The 22,969-nt window shown below is 59.0% G+C and carries 31 protein-coding genes; 30 read left to right on the forward strand and 1 reads right to left on the reverse strand.

Annotated features, from left to right (window positions below):
• Window position 1 precedes the first annotated feature (1 nt).
• The 25 genes from rpsS to bfr all read left to right on the forward strand — a co-directional run bounded on the left by rpsS (window position 2) and on the right by bfr (window position 13,151).
• A complete protein-coding gene (gene rpsS / locus BLR26_RS06015; RefSeq protein WP_002555486.1) occupies window positions 2–277 on the forward strand; it encodes a 30S ribosomal protein S19 in 276 nt (91 codons plus the stop codon).
• An 11-nt stretch (window positions 278–288) separates the two neighbouring features.
• Window positions 289–621, forward strand: coding sequence for a 50S ribosomal protein L22 (gene rplV / locus BLR26_RS06020; RefSeq protein ID WP_003103908.1), 333 nt, complete (start codon window positions 289–291; stop codon window positions 619–621).
• A 13-nt stretch (window positions 622–634) separates the two neighbouring features.
• A complete protein-coding gene (gene rpsC, locus BLR26_RS06025) occupies window positions 635–1,321 on the forward strand; it encodes a 30S ribosomal protein S3 (protein WP_010220308.1) in 687 nt (228 codons plus the stop codon).
• Between the two features lie 12 nt (window positions 1,322–1,333).
• A complete protein-coding gene (rplP, locus tag BLR26_RS06030) occupies window positions 1,334–1,747 on the forward strand; it encodes a 50S ribosomal protein L16 (RefSeq protein ID WP_003255479.1) in 414 nt (137 codons plus the stop codon).
• Entirely contained in the window at window positions 1,747–1,938 is a 192-nt protein-coding gene (gene rpmC / locus BLR26_RS06035; protein WP_002555481.1) for a 50S ribosomal protein L29, read from the forward strand. The genes rplP and rpmC overlap by 1 nt, the downstream gene beginning before the upstream one ends.
• 2 nt (window positions 1,939–1,940) lie before the next feature.
• Window positions 1,941–2,207 (forward strand): 30S ribosomal protein S17, encoded by a 267-nt coding sequence (rpsQ, locus tag BLR26_RS06040; protein WP_008374160.1) that lies wholly within the window; start codon window positions 1,941–1,943, stop codon window positions 2,205–2,207.
• Between the two features lie 23 nt (window positions 2,208–2,230).
• Complete coding sequence (gene rplN, locus BLR26_RS06045; RefSeq protein WP_002555479.1) at window positions 2,231–2,599, forward strand: 50S ribosomal protein L14; 369 nt, start codon at window positions 2,231–2,233, stop codon at window positions 2,597–2,599.
• An 11-nt stretch (window positions 2,600–2,610) separates the two neighbouring features.
• Window positions 2,611–2,925: a 50S ribosomal protein L24 gene (gene rplX, locus BLR26_RS06050; protein WP_009397501.1), complete on the forward strand. Its 315-nt coding sequence runs from the start codon at window positions 2,611–2,613 to the stop codon at window positions 2,923–2,925.
• A 20-nt stretch (window positions 2,926–2,945) separates the two neighbouring features.
• On the forward strand, window positions 2,946–3,485 hold the full coding sequence (gene rplE, locus BLR26_RS06055) for a 50S ribosomal protein L5 (protein WP_010220311.1): 540 nt from the start codon (window positions 2,946–2,948) through the stop codon (window positions 3,483–3,485).
• 13 nt (window positions 3,486–3,498) lie between these two features.
• Window positions 3,499–3,804, forward strand: coding sequence for a 30S ribosomal protein S14 (gene rpsN / locus BLR26_RS06060; protein WP_010220312.1), 306 nt, complete (start codon window positions 3,499–3,501; stop codon window positions 3,802–3,804).
• A gap of 209 nt (window positions 3,805–4,013) precedes the next feature.
• Window positions 4,014–4,406: a 30S ribosomal protein S8 gene (rpsH, locus tag BLR26_RS06065; RefSeq protein ID WP_010220313.1), complete on the forward strand. Its 393-nt coding sequence runs from the start codon at window positions 4,014–4,016 to the stop codon at window positions 4,404–4,406.
• A gap of 12 nt (window positions 4,407–4,418) precedes the next feature.
• On the forward strand, window positions 4,419–4,952 hold the full coding sequence (gene rplF / locus BLR26_RS06070; RefSeq protein ID WP_010220314.1) for a 50S ribosomal protein L6: 534 nt from the start codon (window positions 4,419–4,421) through the stop codon (window positions 4,950–4,952).
• A 10-nt stretch (window positions 4,953–4,962) separates the two neighbouring features.
• Window positions 4,963–5,313 (forward strand): 50S ribosomal protein L18, encoded by a 351-nt coding sequence (gene rplR / locus BLR26_RS06075; protein WP_009397496.1) that lies wholly within the window; start codon window positions 4,963–4,965, stop codon window positions 5,311–5,313.
• A 3-nt stretch (window positions 5,314–5,316) separates the two neighbouring features.
• Entirely contained in the window at window positions 5,317–5,817 is a 501-nt protein-coding gene (gene rpsE / locus BLR26_RS06080; RefSeq protein WP_010220316.1) for a 30S ribosomal protein S5, read from the forward strand.
• Window positions 5,818–5,819: 2 nt separating this feature from the next.
• On the forward strand, window positions 5,820–5,996 hold the full coding sequence (rpmD, locus tag BLR26_RS06085; protein WP_010220317.1) for a 50S ribosomal protein L30: 177 nt from the start codon (window positions 5,820–5,822) through the stop codon (window positions 5,994–5,996).
• A 3-nt stretch (window positions 5,997–5,999) separates the two neighbouring features.
• Window positions 6,000–6,434 (forward strand): 50S ribosomal protein L15, encoded by a 435-nt coding sequence (rplO, locus tag BLR26_RS06090; protein WP_010220318.1) that lies wholly within the window; start codon window positions 6,000–6,002, stop codon window positions 6,432–6,434.
• Window positions 6,435–7,766: a preprotein translocase subunit SecY gene (gene secY / locus BLR26_RS06095; protein WP_010220319.1), complete on the forward strand. Its 1,332-nt coding sequence runs from the start codon at window positions 6,435–6,437 to the stop codon at window positions 7,764–7,766.
• 28 nt (window positions 7,767–7,794) lie between these two features.
• Complete coding sequence (gene rpmJ, locus BLR26_RS06100; protein WP_002555468.1) at window positions 7,795–7,911, forward strand: 50S ribosomal protein L36; 117 nt, start codon at window positions 7,795–7,797, stop codon at window positions 7,909–7,911.
• Window positions 7,912–8,042: 131 nt separating this feature from the next.
• The gene (gene rpsM, locus BLR26_RS06105; RefSeq protein WP_010220320.1) at window positions 8,043–8,399 is read left to right on the forward strand and encodes a 30S ribosomal protein S13; all 357 of its coding nucleotides are present in this window, start codon (window positions 8,043–8,045) and stop codon (window positions 8,397–8,399) included.
• Between the two features lie 30 nt (window positions 8,400–8,429).
• Window positions 8,430–8,819, forward strand: coding sequence for a 30S ribosomal protein S11 (rpsK, locus tag BLR26_RS06110; RefSeq protein ID WP_002555466.1), 390 nt, complete (start codon window positions 8,430–8,432; stop codon window positions 8,817–8,819).
• A gap of 15 nt (window positions 8,820–8,834) precedes the next feature.
• The gene (gene rpsD / locus BLR26_RS06115; protein ID WP_010220321.1) at window positions 8,835–9,455 is read left to right on the forward strand and encodes a 30S ribosomal protein S4; all 621 of its coding nucleotides are present in this window, start codon (window positions 8,835–8,837) and stop codon (window positions 9,453–9,455) included.
• Between the two features lie 22 nt (window positions 9,456–9,477).
• A complete protein-coding gene (rpoA, locus tag BLR26_RS06120) occupies window positions 9,478–10,479 on the forward strand; it encodes a DNA-directed RNA polymerase subunit alpha (protein ID WP_003186012.1) in 1,002 nt (333 codons plus the stop codon).
• 43 nt (window positions 10,480–10,522) lie between these two features.
• Entirely contained in the window at window positions 10,523–10,909 is a 387-nt protein-coding gene (gene rplQ, locus BLR26_RS06125) for a 50S ribosomal protein L17 (RefSeq protein WP_002555463.1), read from the forward strand.
• A 173-nt stretch (window positions 10,910–11,082) separates the two neighbouring features.
• Entirely contained in the window at window positions 11,083–12,531 is a 1,449-nt protein-coding gene (locus tag BLR26_RS06130) for a catalase (RefSeq protein WP_045200029.1), read from the forward strand.
• 155 nt (window positions 12,532–12,686) lie between these two features.
• Window positions 12,687–13,151 carry a bacterioferritin gene (gene bfr, locus BLR26_RS06135; RefSeq protein ID WP_045200027.1) on the forward strand — a complete coding sequence of 155 codons (465 nt, stop codon included), beginning with the start codon at window positions 12,687–12,689 and terminating at the stop codon, window positions 13,149–13,151.
• Window positions 13,152–13,211: 60 nt separating this feature from the next.
• On the opposite strand, the gene uvrA is transcribed toward bfr, so the two are convergent.
• Complete coding sequence (uvrA, locus tag BLR26_RS06140; RefSeq protein WP_093379002.1) at window positions 13,212–16,046, reverse strand: excinuclease ABC subunit UvrA; 2,835 nt, start codon at window positions 16,044–16,046, stop codon at window positions 13,212–13,214.
• A gap of 129 nt (window positions 16,047–16,175) precedes the next feature.
• Here uvrA and BLR26_RS06145 point away from each other — a divergent pair, with 129 nt between their 5' ends.
• The 5 genes from BLR26_RS06145 to BLR26_RS06170 all read left to right on the forward strand — a co-directional run bounded on the left by BLR26_RS06145 (window position 16,176) and on the right by BLR26_RS06170 (window position 22,965).
• Window positions 16,176–17,570, forward strand: a complete 1,395-nt coding sequence (locus BLR26_RS06145) for an MFS transporter (protein ID WP_045200021.1) — start codon at window positions 16,176–16,178, stop codon at window positions 17,568–17,570.
• Between the two features lie 9 nt (window positions 17,571–17,579).
• Window positions 17,580–18,092 (forward strand): single-stranded DNA-binding protein, encoded by a 513-nt coding sequence (locus BLR26_RS06150; RefSeq protein ID WP_045200019.1) that lies wholly within the window; start codon window positions 17,580–17,582, stop codon window positions 18,090–18,092.
• 207 nt (window positions 18,093–18,299) lie between these two features.
• Window positions 18,300–21,365, forward strand: coding sequence for a formate dehydrogenase-N subunit alpha (gene fdnG / locus BLR26_RS06160; RefSeq protein ID WP_143013256.1), 3,066 nt, complete (start codon window positions 18,300–18,302; stop codon window positions 21,363–21,365).
• The gene (gene fdxH / locus BLR26_RS06165; RefSeq protein ID WP_045200013.1) at window positions 21,365–22,315 is read left to right on the forward strand and encodes a formate dehydrogenase subunit beta; all 951 of its coding nucleotides are present in this window, start codon (window positions 21,365–21,367) and stop codon (window positions 22,313–22,315) included. The genes fdnG and fdxH overlap by 1 nt, the downstream gene beginning before the upstream one ends.
• The gene (locus BLR26_RS06170; RefSeq protein ID WP_045200010.1) at window positions 22,312–22,965 is read left to right on the forward strand and encodes a formate dehydrogenase subunit gamma; all 654 of its coding nucleotides are present in this window, start codon (window positions 22,312–22,314) and stop codon (window positions 22,963–22,965) included. The genes fdxH and BLR26_RS06170 overlap by 4 nt, the downstream gene beginning before the upstream one ends.
• Window positions 22,966–22,969: the final 4 nt, after the last annotated feature.

Consider the following 22,969-nt stretch of genomic DNA (forward strand, 5'->3'; position numbering starts at 1 on the left):
AGTGCCACGTTCTCTGAAAAAAGGTCCTTTTATCGATCTTCACCTACTGAAGAAGATCGAAGTGGCGGCGGAAAAGAACGATCGCAAACCAGTTAAGACCTGGTCGCGCCGTTCCATGATCCTGCCACAAATGGTCGGTCTGACCATCGCGGTACACAACGGTCGCCAACACGTCCCAGTTCTCGTGAACGAAGACATGGTCGGCCATAAACTGGGCGAGTTTGCCGGTACCCGCACTTATCGTGGGCACGTGGCTGACAAGAAAGCCAAGCGTTAAGGGGTAAGGAAATGGAAGTAGCCGCTAAGTTGTCGGGCGCTCGAATCTCCGCCCAGAAAGCCCGCTTGGTCGCCGACCAGATCCGCGGGAAGAAGGTGGGCGAAGCGCTCAACCTGTTGGCTTTCAGCAGCAAAAAAGCCGCTGAAATCATGAAGAAAGTCCTCGAGTCGGCCGTAGCCAACGCCGAGCATAACGAAGGCGCAGACGTTGATGACCTGAAGGTCTCCACCGTTTTCGTCAACGAAGGGCGTTCGCTGAAGCGCATCATGCCGCGTGCCAAAGGCCGCGCTGATCGCATCGTCAAGCGGTCTTGCCATATCACTGTCAAGGTTGCGGACAAGTAACGGAGTCGATCAGATGGGTCAGAAAGTACATCCCACTGGCATTCGCCTGGGAATCGTCAAGGAGCACACCTCCGTCTGGTACGCAGACGGTCGGACTTATGCGGACTATTTGCTCGCAGATCTGAATGTGCGTGAGTACCTCCAAGACAAACTAAAAAGCGCGTCCGTTAGCCGTATCGATATCCATCGTCCGGCCCAAACTGCACGCATCACCATCCACACCGCTCGTCCAGGTATCGTTATCGGGAAGAAAGGTGAAGATGTTGAGAAACTGCGTCAGGACCTGACCAAGCAAATGGGTGTGCCTGTGCACATCAACATCGAAGAGATCCGCAAGCCGGAACTCGACGGTATGCTGGTAGCTCAGAGCGTAGCTCAGCAGCTGGAGCGTCGTGTGATGTTCCGTCGCGCCATGAAGCGCGCCGTACAGAACGCCATGCGCATTGGTGCCAAAGGCATCAAGATCCAAGTGAGCGGTCGTCTCGGCGGTGCTGAAATCGCACGTACTGAATGGTATCGCGAAGGTCGTGTGCCGCTGCACACCCTGCGTGCCGATATCGACTATGCCACCTACGAAGCTCACACCACTTACGGTGTGATCGGTGTGAAGGTTTGGATTTTCAAAGGCGAAGTAATTGGTGGTCGCCAAGAAGAACTGAAACCACAAGCACCAGCGCCTCGTAAAAAAGCTGCTAAGTAAGGGGTACGCCAAATGTTGCAACCAAAGCGTACAAAATTCCGCAAGCAGATGACTGGCCACAACCGTGGTCTGGCACTGCGCGGTAGCAAAGTCAGCTTCGGCGAGTTTGCTCTGAAAGCTGTTGCTCGCGGTCGTCTCACCGCCCGCCAGATTGAGTCGGCACGTCGTGCTCTGACCCGTCACGTAAAACGTGGCGGTAAAATCTGGATCCGTGTGTTCCCGGACAAGCCGATCTCCAAGAAGCCTCTCGAAGTGCGGATGGGTAAAGGTAAAGGTTCCGTGGAGTACTGGGTTGCCCAGATCCAGCCAGGCAAAGTCCTGTACGAGATCGAGGGTGTTTCTGAAGAGCTGGCGCGTGAGGCTTTCGCCCTGGCGGCTGCAAAGCTGCCTCTCGCCACCTCCTTTGTTAAGCGGACGGTGATGTGATGAAAGCGAATGAACTTCGTGAAAAATCAGCACAGCAGCTGAACGAGCAACTGCTCGGCTTGCTGCGCGACCAGTTCAATCTGCGTATGCAGAAAGCAACTGGCCAGTTGGGGCAGTCGCACCTGCTCTCGCAAGTTAAGCGTGACATCGCTCGCGTGAAAACTGTGCTCAACCAGCAGGCAGGTAAGTGATCATGGCTGAAGCTGAAAAAACCGTCCGTACGCTGACTGGCCGTGTCGTCAGCGACAAGATGGACAAAACCATCACCGTACTGATCGAGCGTCGCGTAAAGCACCCGATCTACGGTAAATACGTTAAGCGTTCGACTAAGCTGCACGCGCACGACGAAACCAACCAGTGCCATATCGGCGACAAGGTCTCCATCCGTGAGACCCGTCCGCTGGCCAAGACCAAGTCCTGGGCACTGGTTGAAGTTCTCGAACGCGCTGTTGAAGTCTAAGGGCTAAGGGTCGGAGAAATTTTATGATTCAGACTCAATCCATGCTCGATGTGGCCGATAACAGCGGCGCTCGTCGCGTCATGTGCATCAAGGTTCTCGGCGGTTCGCACCGCCGTTACGCCGGCATCGGTGACATCATCAAGGTAACCGTCAAGGAAGCAATTCCTCGCGGTAAAGTGAAGAAAGGCCAAGTGATGACTGCTGTTGTAGTCCGCACTCGCCACGGTGTCCGTCGTGCTGACGGCTCCATCATCCGCTTTGATGGCAATGCTGCTGTTCTGTTGAACAACAAGCAAGAGCCGATCGGCACCCGTATCTTTGGGCCAGTGACCCGTGAACTTCGTACTGAGAAGTTCATGAAGATCGTCTCGCTCGCCCCAGAAGTGCTGTAAGGAGATCCGACATGCAAAAGATTCGTCGTGACGACGAGATCATCGTGATCGCCGGCAAAGACAAAGGTAAGCGCGGTAAGGTGCTCAAGGTTCTCGCTGACGACCGTCTGGTCGTTGGTGGGATCAACCTGGTGAAGCGTCATACCAAGCCTAACCCGATGTCGGGCGTACAGGGCGGTATCGTCGAGAAAGAAGCGCCACTGCACGCTTCCAACGTCGCCATTTTCAACGGCGAAACCAACAAGGCTGACCGCGTTGGTTTCAAAGTAGAAGACGGCAAAAAAATTCGTGTCTTCAAGTCGACCCAAAAAGCGGTTGATGCTTGAACACTGCTAGGTAGAAGACCATGGCACGACTGAAAGAGATTTACCGGAACGAGATTGCTCCCAAGCTTAAGGAAGAACTTAAGCTGGCGAACGTGATGGAAGTTCCGCGCGTTACCAAGATCACCCTGAACATGGGTCTGGGCGAAGCTGTCGGCGACAAAAAAGTCATCGAACACGCTGTTGCTGACCTGGAGAAGATCACCGGTCAGAAAGCCGTTGTGACTTTCGCTCGGAAATCCATCGCGGGCTTCAAAGTCCGTGAGGGCTGGCCGATCGGCGTTAAAGTTACCCTGCGCCGTGATCGTATGTACGAATTCCTGGACCGCCTGCTGGCGATCTCCCTGCCTCGGGTTCGCGACTTCCGCGGCCTGAATGCCAAGTCCTTCGACGGTCGTGGCAACTACAGCATGGGCGTGAAAGAGCAGATCATCTTCCCGGAAATCGACTACGACAAGATCGATGCTCTGCGCGGTCTGGACATTACCCTGACCACCACTGCCAAGAACGATGACGAAGGCCGCGCTCTGATGCGTGCTTTCAAATTCCCGTTCCGCAACTGATTGGAGTAGGAAAATGGCCAAGAAGAGCATGAAAAACCGTGAGCTGAAGCGTCAGCTCACTGTTGCCAAGTACGCCAAGAAGCGTGCCGAGCTGAAAGCGACCATCGTCAACCTGGAAGCAACTCCAGAAGAGCGTTTTGCCGCTGTCGTAGCTCTGCAGAAGCAACCACGTGACGCCAGCGCCTCGCGCCTGCGTAACCGTTGCCGCATCACCGGTCGTCCACACGGCGTTTACCGCAAGTTCGGCCTCGGCCGTAACAAGCTGCGTGAAGCAGCAATGCGCGGTGACGTTCCAGGTCTGGTTAAAGCCAGCTGGTAAGACGTACCGGCAGCGTCCAGGTGGCGGGGGAGCAATCTTCCGACCACCGGTGACCTTGCAACGAAACAAGCCCCTTCTGGGGCTTGTTTCGTTTCTGGGAACTGTCTAGAATGACCGGCTCTCCTGAGCCCGGGTTTTTACGCCCGGCGATTTCAGGGGACTGTAGTAGCCGAGAGGCTAATTTTTCTTGTATCAGGAGCGTCTAGCCCATGAGTATGCAGGACCCGTTAGCGGACATGCTAACTCGCATCCGTAATGCCCAGATGGCTGAAAAGTCCGTCGTAAGCATGCCTTCGTCGACTCTGAAGGTTGCGGTAGCCAAAGTTCTGAAAGATGAAGGTTACATCGCTGGCTACCAAGTCAGCAGCGAAGTAAAACCATCGCTTTCCATCGAGCTGAAATACTTCGAAGGCCGTCCGGTCATCGAGGAAGTCAAGCGCGTAAGTCGTCCAGGCCTGCGTCAGTACAAGTCCGTCGAAGAACTGCCGAAAGTACGTGGCGGTCTGGGCGTGTCTATCGTCTCCACCAACAAAGGTGTGATGACTGATCGTGCTGCGCGCGCTGCCGGTGTCGGCGGCGAAGTTCTCTGCACAGTGTTCTAAGGGGGGATAAGCATGTCTCGCGTCGCTAAGAACCCCGTTAAGCTGCCAGCCGGTGTCGAAGTCAAATTCGTCGGCCAACAGCTTTCGGTGAAGGGTGCCAAGGGCACTCTCGAACTGAACGTTCACTCGTCGGTTGAAATCGTTGAAGAAGCTGGTGAGCTGCGTTTCGCTGCTCGCAATGGCGATCAACAAACTCGCGCTATGGCCGGTACTACCCGCGCCCTGGTGAACAACATGGTCCAGGGCGTAAGCCAAGGCTTCGAGCGTAAGCTCCAGCTGGTCGGTGTTGGTTACAAAGCACAAGCCAAAGGCACCGTGCTGAACCTGGCACTCGGCTTCTCGCATCCAGTGGATTACGAACTGCCGGCCGGTATCACCGCAGAGACCCCAAGCCAGACCGATATCCTGATCAAGGGTATCGACAAGCAGCTGGTAGGTCAGGTGGCCGCTGAAATCCGCGACTTCCGTCCACCAGAGCCGTACAAAGGCAAGGGTGTGCGTTACGCGGACGAAGTCGTCCGTCGTAAAGAAGCCAAGAAGAAGTAGGGCCTAGCAAATGACCGACAAAAAAGTTACTCGACTGCGTCGCGCTCGCAAAGCACGCCTGAAAATGCACGAACTCGAAGTCGTGCGTCTCTGCGTGTTCCGCTCCTCGCAGCACATCTACGCCCAGGTCATTTCGGCCGACGGCAGCAAGGTTCTGGCCAGTGCCTCGACCTTGGACAAAGAACTGCGTGATGGTGCCACCGGCAACATCGACGCGGCCACTAAGGTTGGCAAGCTGGTAGCTGAGCGCGCGAAAGCCGCCGGTGTATCTCAAGTTGCCTTTGACCGTTCCGGCTTCAAGTACCATGGCCGCGTCAAAGCGCTGGCTGATGCTGCTCGTGAAGGCGGGCTGGAGTTCTAAGTTATGGCAAATAACGATCAAAAGCGCGACGAAGGCTACATCGAGAAGCTGGTTCAAGTTAACCGCGTTGCTAAAACCGTCAAAGGCGGCCGTATCTTCACTTTCACCGCGTTGACCGTGGTGGGTGATGGTAAAGGTCGTGTTGGCTTCGGCCGTGGCAAATCGCGCGAAGTACCTGCTGCGATCCAGAAAGCCATGGAAGCTGCCCGTCGCAACATGATTCAGGTAGACCTGAACGGCACTACTCTGCAGTACGCCACCAAGTCCGCCCATGGCGCGTCGAAGGTGTACATGCAGCCTGCCTCGGAAGGTACCGGTATCATCGCCGGTGGCGCAATGCGTGCCGTCCTGGAAGTTGCTGGCGTTCAGAACGTCCTGGCCAAGTGCTACGGCTCGACCAACCCAGTGAACGTGGTTCATGCCACTTTCAAGGGTCTGAAGGCTATGCAATCTCCTGAGTCCATTGCTGCCAAGCGCGGCAAGAGCGTTGAGGAGATCCGCTGATCATGGCTACCGTTAAAGTAACGCTGATCAAAAGCACCGCCGGCCGTCTCCCTAACCACAAACTGTGTGTTAAGGGTCTGGGTCTGCGCCGCATCGGTCACACTGTAGAAGTCCTGGATACTCCCGAGAATCGCGGGATGATCAACAAGGCTTACTACATGCTGCGCGTCGAGGGTTAATCGATGAAACTCAATGATCTGAGTCCAGCGCCGGGTTCCCGTCGCGAGAAGCATCGTCCGGGCCGTGGTATCGGTAGCGGTTTGGGTAAGACTGGTGGCCGCGGCCACAAAGGTCAGACCTCCCGTTCCGGTGGCACCATTGCTCCAGGCTTTGAAGGCGGTCAACAGCCGCTGCACCGTCGTCTGCCGAAATTCGGCTTCGTTTCCCTGAAAGCCATGGACCGCGCAGAAGTGCGTCTGTCCGAGCTGGCCAAAGTGGAAGGCGACGTTGTCACCGTGCAATCCCTGAAGGATGCCAACGTGATTAACCAAAACGTACAGCGTGTGAAAATCATGCTGTCCGGCGAAGTTACTCGCGCGGTCACCATCAAGGGTATCGCAGCCACCAAAGGTGCGCGTGCGGCTATCGAAGCAGCTGGCGGCAAGTTCGAGGAATAAATGGCTAAGCAAGGTGCTCTCTCTTCGCTCGGCAAAGGCGGGATGTCTGAACTCTGGGCTCGTCTGCGTTTTCTGTTCCTGGCGATCATCGTCTACCGGATAGGCGCACACATCCCAGTTCCAGGTATCAACCCGGACCGGCTGGCGGAACTGTTTCGACAGAATGAGGGGACCATTCTTAGCTTGTTCAACATGTTTTCCGGCGGCGCGCTGGAACGGATGAGCATCTTTGCGCTGGGGATCATGCCGTACATTTCGGCATCGATCATCATGCAATTGATGACCGCCGTCAGCCCGCAGTTGGAGCAGTTGAAGAAGGAAGGTGAAGCTGGCCGTCGCAAGATCAGCCAGTACACCCGCTACGGCACCGTTATCCTGGCGCTGGTCCAGGCCATTGGCATGTCCATTGGCCTGGCCGGTCAGGGCGTGGCGTTTTCTGCTGACTTTGGCTTCCATTTCGTTGCGGTGTCCACGTTCGTGGCCGGCGCGATGTTCATGATGTGGCTGGGCGAGCAGATCACCGAGCGCGGTGTAGGCAACGGTATCTCGATGTTGATTTTCGCAGGTATCGTCGCCGGTCTTCCGAGAGCAATCGGGCAGTCTTTCGAGTCTGCACGCACAGGCGATATCAACATTTTCGCCCTGGTCGCTATCGGTTTGCTGGCAGTAGCGATTATCGGTTTCGTGGTGTTCATTGAGCGTGGTCAGCGTCGTATCGCCGTTCACTACGCCAAGCGTCAGCAGGGCCGCAAGGTCTTCGCTGCGCAGACCAGCCACTTGCCGTTGAAAGTGAACATGGCGGGTGTAATCCCTGCCATTTTCGCGAGCAGCATCTTGCTGTTCCCGGCTTCGCTGGGTGCCTGGTTCGGTCAGTCCGAAGGTATGGGCTGGTTGCAGGACATCTCGCAGTCGATCGCTCCTGGTCAGCCGTTGAATATTCTGCTGTTTAGTGCAGGGATTATTTTCTTCTGCTTCTTCTATACGGCGTTGATGTTCAATCCGAAAGACGTAGCGGAAAACCTGAAGAAGTCCGGTGCCTTTATTCCGGGCATCCGTCCAGGTGAGCAGTCGGCGCGCTACATTGATGGCGTTCTGACCCGCTTGACCATGTTCGGTGCTCTTTATATGACGGCCGTGTGTCTGCTTCCCCAGTTCCTGGTGGTCGCGGCAAACGTTCCGTTCTACCTTGGCGGGACCTCGTTGCTGATTGTGGTAGTGGTTGTGATGGACTTCATGTCCCAAGTACAATCGCACCTCGTTTCGCACCAGTACGAATCCCTGATGAAGAAAGCCAACCTGAAAGGCTACGGTGGCAGCGGTCTGCTGCGCTGATTGACCCTTAAGGTTCGAGGAGTTGGTGATGAAAGTTCGTGCATCGGTGAAAAAGCTGTGCCGTAACTGCAAAATTATTCGCCGCGAAGGTGTCGTTCGAGTAATTTGCAGTGCGGAACCACGTCACAAGCAGCGCCAAGGCTGATTGTGATCTGCGCTACAAACCCAGCAGCTAGTGCGCTGCTGGGTTGATTATTTGTTTCTACAGCGATATTATCTCGCGCCCTATTTCTTGGCTTCCGGGGCGTAGGTAGCTGTCAATTGGAGTCCCACTGAATGGCCCGTATTGCAGGCGTCAACATTCCAGATAACAAGCACACTGTTATCTCGCTGACCTACATCTATGGTGTTGGTCGCACTACTGCACAGAAAATCTGTGCAGAGACTGGGGTCAACCCAGCCGCAAAGATCAAGGATCTGAGCGACGAGCAGGTTGAATCGCTGCGTACTGAAGTCGCGAAGTACATCACCGAAGGTGATCTGCGCCGTGACATCAACATGAAAATCAAGCGGTTGATGGACCTGGGTTGCTACCGCGGCCTGCGTCATCGTCGGGGTCTGCCAGTACGCGGTCAGCGTACCAAGACCAACGCGCGTACCCGTAAGGGCCCGCGTAAGCCGATCCGCAAGTAATCGCACCAGCGAATCGACAGGAATTTAGAAATGGCAAAACCTGCTGCTCGTCCTCGTAAAAAAGTCAAAAAGACAGTGGTTGATGGCATCGCCCACATCCATGCCTCTTTTAACAACACCATCGTGACCATCACCGATCGTCAAGGTAACGCTCTGTCCTGGGCTACCTCCGGCGGTTCGGGTTTCCGCGGTTCCCGCAAGTCCACCCCGTTCGCTGCTCAGGTAGCTGCTGAACGTGCTGGTCAAGCTGCGCTGGAATATGGTCTGAAGAACCTCGACGTCAACGTCAAGGGTCCAGGTCCAGGTCGTGAGTCCGCTGTTCGTGCTCTGAACGGCTGTGGCTATAAGATCGCCAGCATCACCGACGTGACGCCAATCCCGCATAACGGGTGCCGTCCGCCGAAGAAGCGCCGCGTGTAATCAGGAGACAGATAAATGGCACGTTACATTGGTCCAAAATGCAAACTGTCTCGTCGTGAAGGCACCGATCTGTTCCTGAAGAGCGGCGTTCGCGCTCTGGAATCGAAGTGCAACATCGAAGCAGCCCCAGGTATCCACGGTCAGCGCCGCGGTCGTCAGTCCGACTACGGCACCCAGCTGCGTGAGAAACAAAAAGTCCGTCGTATCTACGGCGTACTTGAGCGTCAATTCAGCGGTTACTACAAGCAAGCGGCCTCCAAGAAGGGCGCTACTGGTGAGAACCTGCTGCAACTGCTCGAGTGCCGTCTGGATAACGTCGTTTATCGTATGGGCTTTGGCGCTACTCGTGCCGAATCCCGTCAGCTGGTTTCGCACAAAGCGATCAGCGTAAACGGCAAGACTGTAAACGTTCCGTCCTACCAAGTTCGTCCGGGTGACGTGGTCGCGGTTCGCGAGAAGTCGCTGAACCAGCTGCGCATTGTTCAAGCCCTTGAACTGTGCGCCCAGCGTGGCCGCGTTGAGTGGGTAGATGTGGATGCTGCCAAGAAGTCGGGCGTTTTCAAGAACGTTCCTGCTCGCAGCGACCTGTCCGCCGACATCAACGAAAGCCTGATTGTCGAGCTCTACTCCAAGTAAGGGCTAGAAAATAGGTGCATCCATGCAGATTTCGGTAAATGAGTTCCTGACGCCCCGCCACATCGATGTGCAGGTCGTCAGTCCAACCCGCGCTAAAATCACGCTCGAGCCTCTCGAGCGTGGCTTTGGCCATACCCTGGGCAACGCGCTGCGCCGCATCCTGTTGTCCTCCATGCCTGGCTGTGCAGTAGTCGAGGCCGAGATTGACGGTGTACTCCACGAGTACTCGGCAATCGAAGGTGTACAGGAAGATGTCATTGAAATCCTGTTGAACCTGAAAGGCCTGGCTATCAAACTGCACGGTCGTGACGAAGTTACGCTGACCTTGTCGAAGAAGGGTTCGGGGGTGGTTACCGCTGCCGATATTCAGCTGGATCATGATGTCGAGATCGTTAACCCCGATCACGTAATCGCTAACCTGGCGTCGAATGGCGCCTTGAACATGAAGCTCACTGTAGCTCGTGGTCGTGGTTATGAGCCGGCCGATTCGCGTCAGAGCGATGAAGACGAAAGCCGCAGCATTGGTCGCTTGCAGCTCGACTCTTCGTTCAGCCCGGTTCGCCGTATCGCATACGTGGTGGAAAACGCCCGTGTCGAGCAGCGTACCAACCTGGACAAGCTGGTAATTGATCTGGAAACCAACGGTACCCTGGATCCTGAAGAGGCCATCCGTCGTGCCGCAACCATCCTGCAACAGCAGCTGGCTGCGTTCGTCGACCTCAAAGGTGACAGTGAACCAGTGGTAGTCGAACAGGAAGACGAGATCGATCCGATCCTGCTTCGTCCGGTTGACGATCTGGAATTGACCGTGCGTTCGGCCAACTGCCTTAAGGCGGAGAACATTTACTACATCGGCGACCTGATTCAGCGCACCGAAGTAGAACTGTTGAAGACTCCGAACCTGGGCAAGAAATCCTTGACCGAAATCAAGGACGTTCTGGCCTCCCGTGGTCTGTCCCTCGGCATGCGCCTCGACAACTGGCCGCCTGCAAGTCTTAAGAAGGACGACAAGGCGACTGCCTGATCGTCGTAATCACCGAACGTAGTGTTTGGTAAGGAATGAACCCATGCGTCATCGTAAAAGTGGACGTCACCTGAGCCGTACTAGCTCTCACCGTAAGGCCATGTTCCAGAACATGGCGGTGTCGCTGTTCGAGCACGAGCTGATCAAAACTACTCTGCCAAAAGCCAAGGAACTGCGCCGCGTTGCCGAGCCGCTGATCACCCTGGCCAAGGAAGACAGCGTTGCTAACCGTCGTCTGGCTTTCGACCGTACCCGTTCGAAAGAAATCGTCGGCAAGCTGTTCAACGATCTGGGCAAGCGCTATGCCACCCGTCAGGGCGGCTACCTGCGTATCCTCAAGTGCGGCTTCCGCGCTGGCGATAACGCACCTATGGCGTACGTCGAGCTGGTTGATCGTCCTGTTGGTGGCTCGGTTGAAGCTGCTGAGTAAGGCGAACAGTCTGTAACAAGAAACCGGGCCTAGTGCCCGGTTTTTTGTGTCTATGTGTATTGTAATAATCTATTGATCTGAGTCAGGCAATGAATTTGTTGTTGTCATAGTTGTGGTCGATACTCCTCCCAAGCCGATTAGCCGGCCGTTCAAGACCGATAGGGAGAGAGAGCATGAGCCAGAACAAAATACTGACCACCGCCAGCGGCGCCCCGGTAGCCGACAACCAGAATTCGCGTTCGGCAGGCCCACGCGGCCCGCTGTTGCTGGATGACTTCCATCTCATCGAGAAGCTCGCGCATTTCAACCGCGAGAACATCCCTGAACGCCGCGTACACGCCAAAGGCTCGGGTGCCTATGGCACCTTCACCGTTACCCGTGATATCACCCAGTACAGCTGCGCCAAGCTGTTCAGCAATGTTGGCAAGCAGACCGAGACCTTCCTGCGTTTCTCCACTGTCGGTGGCGAGCGAGGGTCGGCCGACACCGAGCGCGACCCGCGTGGTTTCGCCCTGAAGTTCTACACCGAGGAAGGCAACTGGGACATCGTTGGCAACAACACCCCGGTGTTCTTCATCCGTGATCCGCTGAAATTCCCCGACTTCATCCACACCCAGAAACGCCTGCCGCAAAGCAACCTGAAGAGCGCACAGATGATGTGGGACTTCTGGTCGCATTCGCCCGAAGCGTTGCATCAGGTCACCATCCTGTTCTCCGACCGCGGCATTCCGGACGGCTACCGGCACATGCATGGTTTTGGCAGCCATACTTACAGCCTGATCAACGCTCAGGGGCAGCGCACCTGGGTCAAATGGCACTTCAAGACCAAACAGGGCATCAAGAACCTGGCACCTGCCGAGGCTGCTCGCCTTGCCGGTACCGATCCGGATTACGCCCAACGCGACCTGTTCGAAGCGATCGAGCGCGGTGACTTCCCGAAATGGGCCGTGTGCATCCAGGTCATGAGCGAAGAAGAAGCGGCCAGCCGCGACGAGAACCCGTTCGACGTGACCAAGACCTGGTCGCAGAAGGACTACCCGCTCATCGAGATCGGCGAACTGGAACTCAACCGCAACCCGCTGAACTACTTTGCCGAAGTCGAGCAAGCCGCGTTTGGCCCGAGCAACATGGTGCCCGGTGTCGGCCTGTCGCCAGACCGCATGCTGCAGGGGCGCGTGTTCGCTTACGCAGACGCCCATCGCTACCGCGTCGGTACCAACCACCAGCAACTGCCGGTAAACGCCCCACGCAGCCCGGTAAACAGCTACCAGCGTGATGGTTCTATGGCGTTTGGCAGCAACGGTGGTGCGGCGCCGAACTATGAGCCGAACAGCTACGCCAATGCGCCCAAGCAAGCGCCGCAGTATGCTGAGCCGCCACTGGCGCTCAACGGTGTCGCCGATCGTTACGATCACCGCGAAGACACCGACTACTACAGCCATGCCGGTGCGCTGTTCCGCCTGATGAACCCGGAGCAGAAGGCGCTGCTGATCAGCAACATCGCCGGCGCCATGGGCGGAGTTTCTGAAGAGGTGGTCCAGCGTCAGTTGCAGCACTTCTTCAAGGCCGATCCGGCCTATGGCGAAGGGATTGCCAAGGCTTTGGGCATAAATCTCGCCTAAGTCGAAGTGATAAGAAGAACCGCCCTCATTTGGGCGGTTTTTCAATGAATATCACTACCGTTTACCCGCTTTTTTGCACTTTTTTGCCCAATTCTCAGTGACCTTCCGGTCATCCTGGTTCAAACTATGACTTTCACACAGGGAGAGGCAGGGCGATGCAAGGTCACCCGGACGTAATCGATTATCTCAACACGTTGCTGACGGGCGAACTGGCGGCACGTGACCAATATTTCATCCACTCGCGGATGTACGAGGACTGGGGCTTGAGCAAGCTCTACGAGCGTATCAACCACGAAATGGAAGAAGAGGCGCAACACGCCGATGCCCTGATGCGTCGTATCCTCATGCTCGAAGGCACCCCGCGCATGCGTCCTGATGACCTGGACGTCGGCACCACCGTGCCGGACATGATCGCCGCCGACCTGCGCCTGGAGTACAAGGTGCGCGCCGCACTGTGCAAAGGCATCGAGCTGTGCGAACTGCACAAGGACTACATCAGCCGCGACATCCTGCGCCTGCAGCTGGCCGATACCGAAGAAGATCACACCTACTGGCTGGAAAAACAGCAGGGCCTGATCAAGTCGATCGGTCTGGAGAACTACCTGCAATCGCAGATGTAATTTTCCGGAGCAAAAAAAGCCCCGCCAGTGCGGGGCTTTTTCATGTGCGAGCGGGCCGAATCAGGCGCGGTCACGTTCCAGCAGCGGCTTGAGGTAGTAGCCGGTATACGACTGCTTCATCTCGGCCACTTGTTCCGGTGTACCGAAGCCGATGATCTGTCCGCCTTTGGAACCGCCCTCGGGGCCGAGGTCGACGATCCAGTCGGCAGTCTTGATCACGTCCAGGTTGTGCTCGATCACCACTACGGTGTTGCCGTGATCGCGCAGGCGGTGCAGCACATCGAGCAACTGCTGGATATCGGCAAAGTGCAGGCCGGTAGTCGGTTCGTCGAGGATGTACAGGGTCTTGCCGGTGTCACGCTTGGACAGCTCGCGTGACAGCTTGACCCGCTGCGCTTCGCCACCGGAGAGGGTGGTCGCCGACTGGCCGAGCTTGATGTAGGACAGACCGACATCCATCAGTGTCTGCAGCTTGCGCGCCAGCGCCGGTACCGCGTCGAAGAACTCGCGGGCTTCCTCGATGGTCATTTCCAGGACCTCGTGGATGTTCTTGCCCTTGTACTTGATCTCCAGGGTTTCGCGGTTGTAGCGCTTGCTCTTGCACACATCGCACGGCACGTAGATGTCCGGCAAAAAGTGCATCTCGACCTTGATCAGGCCGTCGCCCTGGCACGCTTCGCAGCGCCCGCCCTTGACGTTGAACGAGAAACGACCCGGGCCGTAGCCGCGCGAGCGCGACTCCGGCACGCCGGAGAACAGCTCGCGAATTGGCGTGAACAGTCCGGTGTAGGTCGCCGGGTTCGAGCGCGGGGTACGGCCGATCGGGCTCTGGTCGATGTCGACCACCTTGTCCAGGTGCTGCAGGCCATCGCAGCTTTCGTGCGGCGCCGCTTCCAGGGTGCTGGCACCGTTGAGGGCGGTGGCGCTGAGCGGGAACAAGGTGTTGTTGATCAGGGTCGATTTGCCGGAGCCGGACACGCCAGTCACGCACGTCAGCAGGCCGATCGGGATTTCCAGGTCGACGTTCTGCAGGTTGTTGCCGCGCGCGCCCTTGAGCTTGATCGAGAGCTTCTTGTTACGCGGCGTACGCTTGGCCGGTACGGCAATCTTCACTCGGCCAGACAAGTACTTGCCGGTCAGCGAGTCGGGATGGGCCATGACCTCGGCCGGGGTGCCTTCGGCGACGATCTGGCCGCCATGCACGCCGGCGCCCGGGCCAATGTCGACGACGTAGTCGGCCAGGCGAATGGCGTCCTCGTCATGCTCGACCACGATCACCGTGTTGCCGATGTCGCGCAGGTGATTGAGGGTGCCGAGCAAGCGGTCGTTGTCGCGCTGGTGCAGGCCGATGGACGGCTCGTCGAGGATGTACATGACCCCGACCAGGCCGGCGCCGATCTGGCTGGCCAGGCGGATACGCTGGGCTTCACCGCCGGAGAGGGTATCGGCGCTGCGATCGAGGGTCAGGTAGTCGAGACCGACGTTGACCAGAAACTGCAGGCGCTCGCAGATTTCCTTGAGGATCTTGTCGGCAATTTCGCCCCGGCGACCGGTCAGCTTGAGGCCACCGAAGTAACCGCTGGCATCGCCGATCGGCAGGCAAGTGACTGCCGGCAGGGTCTTCTCGCCGACCCACACGTGCCGCGCTTCACGGCGCAGGCGCGTGCCACGGCAATCCGGGCAGGGCTGGGTGCTGAGGAACTTGGCCAGCTCTTCGCGCACGGTCGCCGACTCGGTCTCGCGGTAGCGGCGTTCCAGGTTCGGCACGATGCCTTCGAACGGGTGCGAGCGCTTGACGATGTCGCCGCGGTCGTTGAGGTATTTGAAATCAACGTTCTGCTTGCCGCTGCCGTGGAGGATGACTTTCTGCTGCTCGGCCGGTAGTTCGCCGAAGGGGATCTCGAGGCTGAAGTCATAATGCGCGGCCAGCGAGCCGAGCATCTGGAAGTAATAGACGTTGCGCCGGTCCCAGCCGCGAATCGCACCTTCAGCCAGGGTCAGCTCGCTATTGACCAGGCGCTTGATGTCGAAGAACTGCTTGACCCCCAGGCCGTCGCAGGTCGGGCAGGCGCCGGCCGGGTTGTTGAAGGAGAACAGCTTGGGCTCCAGCTCGCTGATCGCATGGCCGCAGATCGGGCAGGCGAAGCGGGCGGAGAAGATCATTTCTTCGAACGGTTGGTCGTCCATCGAAGCAACCAGGGCGATGCCGTCGGCCAGTTTCAGCGCGGTTTCGAACGACTCGGCCAGGCGCTGCTGCAGGTCATCACGCACCTTGAAGCGGTCGACGACTACTTCGATGGTGTGCTTTTTCTGCTTGTCGAGCTTGGGCAGTTCATCGAGCTCGAACAGCTTGCCGTTGACCCGCGCGCGGACGAAGCCCTGGGCGCGCAGCTCTTCGAATACCGCCAGGTGTTCACCCTTGCGCTCGCGAATCACCGGCGCCAGCAGCATCAGCTTGCTGCCTTCGGGCTGGGCCAGGACCAGGTCGACCATCTGGCTGACGGTCTGCGCTTCCAGCGGGATGTCGTGGTCCGGGCAGCGCGGGGTACCGACGCGGGCGTAGAGCAGGCGCAGGTAGTCGTAGATTTCGGTGATGGTGCCGACGGTCGAACGCGGGTTGTGCGAGGTCGACTTTTGCTCGATGGAGATCGCTGGCGACAGGCCTTCGATGGTATCGACGTCGGGCTTTTCCATCATCGACAGGAACTGCCGGGCGTACGCCGACAGGGATTCGACATAACGGCGCTGGCCTTCGGCGTACAGGGTATCGAAGGCCAGGGACGACTTGCCGGAACCGGACAGGCCGGTGATGACGATCAACTTGTCCCGGGGCAGGGTCAGGTCGATGTTCTTCAGGTTGTGGGTACGTGCCCCACGAATCAGGATCTTGTCCACTGCGGCCTCGCTCGGCGGGCATAAACGGTTGAGTATACGGCTCCATGCCATTACGCGGCAAAGCGTCGCGTATATGCCGTTATGCGATGGGACTGGTAGAATCGCCGCCGGTTCACACGAGGTTTATCCATGCACGATCCCCACAGCGAACGCATGAGTGGCAGCGAGACCCGCGCCGCAGGCGGCCTGGCCCTGGTGTTCGCCTTCCGTATGCTGGGCATGTTCATGGTCCTGCCGGTACTGGCGACCTATGGCATGGACCTGGCCGGTGCCACCCCGGCACTGATCGGCCTGGCCATTGGTGCCTACGGCCTGACCCAGGCTTTCCTGCAGATCCCGTTCGGGGTGATTTCCGATCGCATCGGCCGTCGCCCGGTGATTTACCTGGGCCTGGTGATCTTTGCCCTGGGCAGCGTGCTGGCGGCCCAGGCCGACTCGATCTGGGGGGTGATTGCCGGACGCATCCTGCAAGGCGCCGGGGCGATTTCTGCCGCGGTCATGGCCTTGCTCTCGGACCTGACCCGCGAACAGCACCGCACCAAGGCCATGGCCATGATCGGCATGAGCATCGGCCTGTCGTTTGCCGTGGCCATGGTCGTCGGCCCGCTGGTCACCCGTGCCTTTGGCCTCTCGGGGTTGTTCCTGGCCACCGCGGCCATGGCCGTAGTCGGTATTGCGATCATTGCCTTTGTCGTGCCGCCGTCCCACGGCGCGTTGCAGCATCGTGAGTCCGGGGTCGCCAAGCAGGCGCTAATGCCGACCCTGCGCCACCCGGACCTGCTGCGCCTGGACGTGGGCATCTTCGTCTTGCATGCCATTCTGATGGCCAGTTTCATCGCTTTGCCGCTGGCTTTCGTCGAGCGCGGCGGCCTGCCGAAAGAAGAGCACTGGTGGGTGTACCTGACCGCCTTGCTGATTTCATTCTTTGCAATGATCCCGTTCATCATCTACGGCGAAAAAAAGCGCAAGATGAAACGTGTCCTGCTGGGCGCGGTCAGTGTGTTGATGCTCACCGAGCTATTCTTCTGGCTGTCAGCAGACAACTTGCACGAACTGGTGATCGGCACCGTGATATTCTTCACCGCCTTCAACCTGCTGGAGGCATCCTTGCCTTCACTGGTAAGCAAGGTGTCGCCCGCCGGCGGCAAGGGCACGGCCATGGGGGTATATTCCACCAGCCAGTTCCTTGGTGCCGCGTTGGGAGGAATTCTCGGTGGCTGGTTGTTCCAGCACGGTGGCCTGAGCACGGTGTTCCTTGGCTGCGCAGCGTTGTGTGCCCTGTGGTGGGTCGTGGCGCTGAGCATGCGTGAACCGCCGTACGTGACCAGCCTGCGCATGCCGTTATCGGCCGAGGCGGTACGGGAAGCGGGGCTGACCGAGCGGCTGATGGCCGTCCCGGGTGTGACCGACGCAGTGGTGGTGGCCGATGAAGCCGCCATCTATATCAAACTTGATACACAAATTTTGGATCGCACGACCCTGGAACGCCTGGTAAACCCGGCTTCCTCCGCGTGCGAAGCCTAGGAGAACGTTATGGCCCGTGGGGTTAACAAAGTCATTCTGGTCGGTACCTGCGGCCAGGATCCCGAAGTCCGCTACCTGCCCAACGGTAACGCCGTGACCAACCTGAGCCTGGCTACCAGCGAGCAGTGGACCGACAAGCAGACCGGCCAGAAGGTCGAGCGCACCGAATGGCACCGCGTATCGATGTTCGGCAAAGTTGCCGAAATCGCCGGTGAATACCTGCGCAAAGGCTCGCAAGTCTACATCGAAGGCAAGCTGCAGACCCGCGAGTGGGAAAAGGACGGCATCAAGCGTTACACCACCGAAATCGTCGTCGACATGCAGGGCACCATGCAACTGCTCGGTGGCCGCCCGCAGAACCAGGACGGCGCCCCGCAAGGCGGCAACAACTACAACCAGGCGCCACGCCAACAGGCTCCGCGTCCACAGCAGTCCGCGCCGCAACAGCGCCCGGCGCCTCAGCAGGCCGCACCGCAGCCGGCTCCGGACTTCGACAGCTTCGATGACGATATTCCGTTCTGATTCGCCACGCTGACCGCAATACCCTCAAAACGCCCGGTGCATCGCATCGGGCGTTTTGCTTTTTGTCGACCGACAATCCGTTTTCATCCCGCTCCCGGGAATCTTGACTAGAGTGACAGTTGGCGGCCATCAATCTGCCGCCACCGTGATCGTTTCAAGAGACGCCGGCAACGTCCCGCGCGTCCACCACCTGATCAGGAGTGCACGATGGATCTCAACCGTCGGCAGTTCTTCAAGGTCGCAGCAGTTGGCCTTGGAGGCTCGAGCCTGGCAGCGTTGGGCATGGCCCCCACACCTGCCTTCGCCGAGCAGGTGCGCCACTTCAAGCTGGCGCACACTAAGGAAACGCGCAACACCTGCCCCTATTGCTCGGTCGGCTGTGGCCTGATCCTGTACAGCCAGGGGGACGGCGGCAAGAACGTTGCGCAGAACATCATCCATATCGAAGGCGACGCCGACCATCCGGTGAACCGCGGTACGCTGTGCCCGAAAGGCGCCGGCCTGCTCGACTTTATCCACAGCCCCAGCCGCCTGCAGTACCCGCAAGTGCGCAAGCCCGGCAGCAGCGAGTGGACGCGGGTGTCCTGGGATGAGGCGCTGGACCGTATCGCCGATCTGGTCAAGACCGACCGCGACGCCAACTTCATCGAGAAGAACGCCCAGGGGCAGACGGTCAACCGTTGGCTGACCACGGGTTTTTTGGCAGCATCGGCGGCGTCCAGCGAAGCCGGTTACCTGACCCACAAGGTCATTCGCAGCCTGGGCATGCTGGGGTTCGATAACCAAGCGCGTGTCTGACATGGCCCGACGGTGGCAAGTCTTGCCCCGACGTACGGCCGTGGTGCCATGACCAACCACTGGACCGATATCGCCAACGCGAATCTGATCCTGGTGATGGGCGGCAACGCTGCAGAAGCGCACCCGTGCGGCTTCAAATGGGTGACCGAAGCCAAGGCCCATAACAAGGCCCGGCTGATCGTGGTCGACCCGCGGTTTACCCGTACCGCGTCGGTGGCCGATTACTACGCGCCGATTCGCACCGGTAGCGATATCGCCTTCATGGGGGGCCTGATCAATTACCTGCTGAGTAACGACAAGATCCAGCACGAGTACGTGCGCAACTACACCGACGTGTCGTTTATCGTCAAAGCCGGCTTTGGCTTCGAGGATGGCCTGTTCAGTGGCTATGACGCGGCCAAGCGCAGCTACACCGACAAGTCCGGCTGGGGTTACGAGCTGGGCGAGGACGGCTTTGCCAAGGTCGACCCGACCCTGCAGGACCCGCGCTGCGTCTACCAGCTGATGAAGCTGCACTACAGCCGCTACACCGCGGAACTGGCGAGCATGACCTGCGGCATGCCGCAAGACCGCATGCTGAAGATCTGGGAAGAGATCGCCACTTGCTCGCAACCGGACAAGACCATGACGATCCTCTATGCCCTGGGCTGGACCCAGCACTCGATCGGTGCGCAGATCATTCGCAGTGCGGCGATGGTGCAACTGCTGCTGGGTAACGTCGGCATGCCCGGTGGCGGCGTCAATGCCCTGCGCGGGCACTCCAACATCCAGGGCCTGACCGACCTCGGCCTGCTGTCCAACTCGCTGCCGGGCTACTTGACCCTGCCGGGCGATGCCGAGCAGGACTACGACGCCTACATCGCCAAGCGGGCGCTCAAACCGTTGCGGCCGGGGCAGCTGTCGTACTGGCAGAACTACGGCAAGTTCCACGTCAGCCTGATGAAGGCCTGGTATGGCGCCAATGCCAGCGCCGAGAACCATTGGGGCTACGACTGGCTGCCGAAGCTGGATATTCCCGGTTACGACGTGCTGAAGATGTTCGACCTGATGGGCCAGGGCAAGGTCAACGGCTACATGTGCCAGGGCTTCAACCCGATTGCCGCGTTGCCGGACAAAAACCGCGTGACTGCGGCCCTGAGCAAGCTCAAGTGGCTGGTGGTGATGGACCCGCTGGCCACCGAAACCTCGGAGTTCTGGCGCAACGTCGGGCCCTATAACGACGTGCAGAGCGAGGCTATCCAGACCGAAGTCATCCGCCTGCCCACCACCTGCTTTGCCGAAGAGGACGGCTCGCTGGTCAACAGCAGCCGCTGGTTGCAATGGCACTGGAAGGGCGCCGACGGCCCGGGGGAAACCCGCACCGACGTGCGCATCATGAGTGAGCTGTTCCTGCGCCTGCGCAAACGCTACCAGACCGAAGGCGGCGCCTTTGCCGAGCCGCTGTTGAACCTCAGCTGGCCCTACAAGGTAGCCGATGAACCGTCGCCCGAAGAACTGGCCAGGGAGCTCAACGGTAACGCCGTCAGCGACCTTACCGATGCCACTGGCGCCACCCTCAAGGCCGGCCAGCAGTTGTCCGGTTTTGCCCAGCTCAAGGATGACGGCAGTACTGCTTCTGGCTGCTGGATCTTCTGCGGCAGCTGGACCGAGCAGGGTAACCAGATGGCCCGGCGCGACAACAGCGACCCATTCGGCATGAAGCAGAACCTCGGCTGGGCCTGGGCCTGGCCGGCCAACCGGCGGATCCTCTACAACCGCGCCTCGGCCGACCCGCAAGGCAAGCCGTGGGACCCGAACAAGCGCCTGGTGTGGTGGAACGGCAAAGCCTGGGGCGGCACCGATACCCCGGACTACAAGGCAGACGTGCCGCCAGAGGACGGCATGAACCCGTTCATCATGAACCCTGAAGGGGTGGCGCGCTTCTTTGCCGTCGACAAGATGAACGAAGGCCCGTTCCCCGAGCATTACGAGCCTTTCGAAACGCCGATCGGCATCAACCCGCTGCACCCGAACAACAAGCAGGCGACCAGCAACCCGGCCGGGCGCATCTTCGATTCGGTGTGGGACACCCTTGGCCAGGCCAAGGATTTCCCTTACGCGGCGACCAGTTACCGGCTGACCGAGCACTTCCACTTCTGGAGCAAGCACTGCAAGCTCAACGCCATTGCCCAGCCCGAGCAGTTTGTCGAGATCGGCGAAGTGCTGGCGCAAGAGAAGGGCATCGTCGCCGGCGACCGCGTGCGGGTCACTTGCAAGCGCGGGCATATCGAGGCGGTAGCGGTGGTCACCAAGCGCATCCGGCCGTTGCAGGTCAACAACCAGACCGTGCACCAGATCGGCATCCCGCTGCACTGGGGCTTCACCGGCAGTACCCGCCACGGCTACCTGACCAACACCCTGGTGCCGTTCCTCGGTGATGGTAATACGCAGACGCCGGAATCGAAGTCGTTCCTGGTCAACGTGGAGAAAATCTGATGGCTAGCCAAGACATCATCGCCCGTTCGGCCACCACCACGCCGCCCTCGTCGATCCGCCAGCTGGAGGAGGTGGCCAAGCTGATCGACACCACTAAGTGCATCGGTTGCAAGGCCTGCCAGGTGGCCTGTTCGGAGTGGAACGAGCTGCGAGACGAGGTCGGTCACAACCATGGCACCTACGACAACCCCCAGGACCTGAGCGCCGAAACCTGGACGCTGATGCGCTTTACCGAGCACGAAACCGGCGACGGCAACCTGGAGTGGCTGATCCGCAAGGACGGTTGCATGCACTGCGCCGATCCCGGTTGCCTGAAGGCCTGTCCGAGCCCGGGGGCAATCATCAAGCATGCCAACGGCATCGTCGATTTCAACCAGGACCACTGCATTGGCTGCGGCTACTGCATCACCGGCTGCCCGTTCAACATCCCGCGAATCTCGCAGAAGGACCACAAGGCCTACAAGTGCACCCTGTGTTCCGACCGGGTGTCGGTGGGGCTGGAGCCGGCCTGTGTGAAAACCTGTCCGACCGGCGCCATTGTCTTCGGCAGCAAGCAGGACATGAAGGAGCACGCCGCCGAGCGCATCGTCGACCTCAAGTCGCGGGGTTTCGACAACGCCGGCCTGTACGATCCCGATGGTGTCGGCGGTACCCACGTGATGTACGTGCTGCACCATGCCGATACCCCGCGTTTGTACGCGGGCCTGCCGGACCAGCCGATCATCAGCCCGCTGGTAGGCCTGTGGAAAGGCGTGACCAAGCCGCTGGCGCTGCTGGCCATGGGCGCGGCGGTGCTCGCCGGGTTCTTCCACTATGTGCGCGTCGGCCCGCAGCGGGTCGAAGAGGACGAGCACCCGAGCCCTGCGGATACCAGTGTGCAGGTGGTCGACCCGGCGGTGCATGTCTATGACCCGAACCGGCCGGGCGGGCAAGGGGAGGAACGACCATGAACGACAAACCTATCCTGCGCTACAACGCCAACGAACGGACCAATCACTGGCTGGTGGCGATCCTGTTCATCATGGCCGGGTTGTCGGGGCTGGCACTGTTTCACCCGGCACTGTTCTGGCTCAGCCATCTGTTCGGCGGCGGGCCGTGGACACGGATTTTGCATCCGTTCATGGGCGTGTTGATGTTCGTGTTTTTTGTTGGCCTGGTGCTGCGTTTCTGGCGGGCGAACTACTTCATCGCCAACGACCGCCTATGGCTCAAGCGTATCGACCGGGTGATGCGCAACGAAGAGGAGGGCGTACCGCCAATCGGCAAGTACAACCCCGGGCAGAAGCTGCTGTTCTGGACCTTGCTGCTGTGCATGCTGGTGCTGTTGATCAGCGGCGTGGTGATCTGGCGGGCCTACTTCAGCAGTTATTTCGGTATCGGTTCGATTCGCCTGGCGACCCTGGCGCACGCCCTGGCGGCGTTCGTGCTGGTGCTGAGCATCATCGTCCATATTTACGCCGGGATCTGGATCAAGGGTTCGGTCAGCGCCATGCTGCATGGCTGGGTCAGCCGCGCCTGGGCGAAAAAACACCATGAGCTGTGGTATCGGGAAGTGACCGGCGACAAACAGCCGCCACCGCCGATCAATAAAAAAGGATGAGCGC

The organism is Pseudomonas sp. UC 17F4, from assembly GCF_900101695.1.
Lineage (GTDB): Bacteria > Pseudomonadota > Gammaproteobacteria > Pseudomonadales > Pseudomonadaceae > Aquipseudomonas.

Excerpts from the sequence above, each read along its gene's own strand:
- rplV (WP_003103908.1), top strand. The coding sequence starts at position 289 with ATGGAAGTAGCCGCTAAGTTGTCGGGCGCTCGAATCTCCGCCCAGAAA.
- rpsC (WP_010220308.1), top strand. The coding sequence starts at position 635 with ATGGGTCAGAAAGTACATCCCACTGGCATTCGCCTGGGAATCGTCAAG.
- rplP (WP_003255479.1), top strand. The coding sequence starts at position 1,334 with ATGTTGCAACCAAAGCGTACAAAATTCCGCAAGCAGATGACTGGCCAC.
- rpmC (WP_002555481.1), top strand. The coding sequence starts at position 1,747 with ATGAAAGCGAATGAACTTCGTGAAAAATCAGCACAGCAGCTGAACGAG.
- rpsQ (WP_008374160.1), top strand. The coding sequence starts at position 1,941 with ATGGCTGAAGCTGAAAAAACCGTCCGTACGCTGACTGGCCGTGTCGTC.
- rplN (WP_002555479.1), top strand. The coding sequence starts at position 2,231 with ATGATTCAGACTCAATCCATGCTCGATGTGGCCGATAACAGCGGCGCT.
- rplX (WP_009397501.1), top strand. The coding sequence starts at position 2,611 with ATGCAAAAGATTCGTCGTGACGACGAGATCATCGTGATCGCCGGCAAA.
- rplE (WP_010220311.1), top strand. The coding sequence starts at position 2,946 with ATGGCACGACTGAAAGAGATTTACCGGAACGAGATTGCTCCCAAGCTT.
- rpsN (WP_010220312.1), top strand. The coding sequence starts at position 3,499 with ATGGCCAAGAAGAGCATGAAAAACCGTGAGCTGAAGCGTCAGCTCACT.
- rpsH (WP_010220313.1), top strand. The coding sequence starts at position 4,014 with ATGAGTATGCAGGACCCGTTAGCGGACATGCTAACTCGCATCCGTAAT.
- rplF (WP_010220314.1), top strand. The coding sequence starts at position 4,419 with ATGTCTCGCGTCGCTAAGAACCCCGTTAAGCTGCCAGCCGGTGTCGAA.
- rplR (WP_009397496.1), top strand. The coding sequence starts at position 4,963 with ATGACCGACAAAAAAGTTACTCGACTGCGTCGCGCTCGCAAAGCACGC.
- rpsE (WP_010220316.1), top strand. The coding sequence starts at position 5,317 with ATGGCAAATAACGATCAAAAGCGCGACGAAGGCTACATCGAGAAGCTG.
- rpmD (WP_010220317.1), top strand. The coding sequence starts at position 5,820 with ATGGCTACCGTTAAAGTAACGCTGATCAAAAGCACCGCCGGCCGTCTC.
- rplO (WP_010220318.1), top strand. The coding sequence starts at position 6,000 with ATGAAACTCAATGATCTGAGTCCAGCGCCGGGTTCCCGTCGCGAGAAG.
- secY (WP_010220319.1), top strand. The coding sequence starts at position 6,435 with ATGGCTAAGCAAGGTGCTCTCTCTTCGCTCGGCAAAGGCGGGATGTCT.
- rpmJ (WP_002555468.1), top strand. The coding sequence starts at position 7,795 with ATGAAAGTTCGTGCATCGGTGAAAAAGCTGTGCCGTAACTGCAAAATT.
- rpsM (WP_010220320.1), top strand. The coding sequence starts at position 8,043 with ATGGCCCGTATTGCAGGCGTCAACATTCCAGATAACAAGCACACTGTT.
- rpsK (WP_002555466.1), top strand. The coding sequence starts at position 8,430 with ATGGCAAAACCTGCTGCTCGTCCTCGTAAAAAAGTCAAAAAGACAGTG.
- rpsD (WP_010220321.1), top strand. The coding sequence starts at position 8,835 with ATGGCACGTTACATTGGTCCAAAATGCAAACTGTCTCGTCGTGAAGGC.
- rpoA (WP_003186012.1), top strand. The coding sequence starts at position 9,478 with ATGCAGATTTCGGTAAATGAGTTCCTGACGCCCCGCCACATCGATGTG.
- rplQ (WP_002555463.1), top strand. The coding sequence starts at position 10,523 with ATGCGTCATCGTAAAAGTGGACGTCACCTGAGCCGTACTAGCTCTCAC.
- BLR26_RS06130 (WP_045200029.1), top strand. The coding sequence starts at position 11,083 with ATGAGCCAGAACAAAATACTGACCACCGCCAGCGGCGCCCCGGTAGCC.
- bfr (WP_045200027.1), top strand. The coding sequence starts at position 12,687 with ATGCAAGGTCACCCGGACGTAATCGATTATCTCAACACGTTGCTGACG.
- BLR26_RS06145 (WP_045200021.1), top strand. The coding sequence starts at position 16,176 with ATGCACGATCCCCACAGCGAACGCATGAGTGGCAGCGAGACCCGCGCC.
- BLR26_RS06150 (WP_045200019.1), top strand. The coding sequence starts at position 17,580 with ATGGCCCGTGGGGTTAACAAAGTCATTCTGGTCGGTACCTGCGGCCAG.
- fdxH (WP_045200013.1), top strand. The coding sequence starts at position 21,365 with ATGGCTAGCCAAGACATCATCGCCCGTTCGGCCACCACCACGCCGCCC.
- BLR26_RS06170 (WP_045200010.1), top strand. The coding sequence starts at position 22,312 with ATGAACGACAAACCTATCCTGCGCTACAACGCCAACGAACGGACCAAT.